We start from the raw sequence: 1,306 nt of genomic DNA on the forward strand, positions 1-1,306 counted from the left end.
TGCGTACCGAGCTGCACCAGAACGTCGAAGTGCTGCTGCAGGCCGAGATGGAATGCCAGATAGGCATGGGTCGGAGCCCGGTCGAGATCGTGGTAGCCGGCCTTGCGATCGGGATCGCGCCCGCGGTCCGGTTGAAGGAAGACGGCGAGCCGACCGCGGTCACGGATCGCCTCGTCCCCGGTGTGATCCGGAGCGGCGCTCCGATCGGTTGCGGCCGTGCCCGTCAGCATCCGGAACCGGAAGGCGCCGTCGACGCAGGCCGGATCGGATTCGGCCTCGCCCCAGACGGCGGTGATCGAGGCGCGCGTCTCTTCGGGAAGGGTGTTCCACCAGGCTTGGTAGGCGGGGAGGGGCACGCGGAACGCGGCCGGACCCTCCGTGAGATCCGCCATCAGCGTGTTGGATTCCGGAAGCGCCCCCGTCGCGTAGCCCGCGGCGGCGAGGTCGGCGACGATGGCGCGGGCGCTCTCGGGCGTATCGAGACCGACGGCGAAACCGGCCCGGCCGCCCCGGGCCGGATAGTCGGACAGGACCAGGGCCACGCGGCGCGCCGGCCGGGGCAGGGCGGCCAGCCGCAGCCATCCCGCGGCCCGGTCTGCCAGGGCGGCGATGCCTGCGGGGTAGGGCACGGCCCGCCGCTGGGTGAAGCCGGCAACCTCCGGGCTTTCCTCCTTGAAGGAGATCGGAAAGCCCGAGAGCCGGCCGTCGAATTCCGGCAGCGCGATCTGCATGGCGAGATCGGACGCGCCGAGGCCGCGGGCCGACGCCTCCCAGGCCGCGCGCGGTGACCCTACCGTGAAGGCCTGAATGACCGGGCAGCCGGCGCCGTCGAGAACGAAGTCGGTGCCGTCCTCACGCGCGGAGAACGCCGTGGCTGCGATGACGAGGTCGGGTCTGCGCGCCCGCACCGCATCGGCGACCGCCGCGGCGGCCTCGGGCTCCTTCAGGCTCGACACGACCATCGGCAGCGCCCCGATCCCGCGGGCGCGCAGGGCGGCTGAGAGTGCGACGAACGGCTCGGTGTCGCCGCCGAGCACGGCGGAGCGATAGATCAGCAGCAGGGCCAGCGGATGGGCGGGCGACGGCGCGCCGTCGAGCGGGATCGCCGTTTCAGCCGCGGCAATGGCTGTTTCGAGGGGGAGAGCGCCGCAACCCGGACACCAGGGAAAGCCGCGGGGCAGGGGCTGCGGAGGCTCGACCGCCCCCTCGGCGCCCAGCCGGATGGCCAGGGATCGCAGCATGCGCCGGAGATTGCCGGGACCGCCGGCACGGAAATAGGCGTCGAGTTCCCCGGCGAGGGCGGGAT

The 1,306-nt window shown here is 73.0% G+C and carries 1 protein-coding gene; it reads right to left on the minus strand.

The genetic code is table 11. The annotated features are described in order from the left end of the window. A partial coding sequence (locus I53_RS00205) for a cobaltochelatase subunit CobN (protein WP_043345303.1) occupies positions 1-1,306 on the minus strand: 1,306 nt, incomplete at both ends.

Origin of the sequence: Methylobacterium sp. B1 (genome assembly GCF_000333255.1) — a bacterium.
Lineage (GTDB): Bacteria > Pseudomonadota > Alphaproteobacteria > Rhizobiales > Beijerinckiaceae > Methylobacterium > Methylobacterium fujisawaense.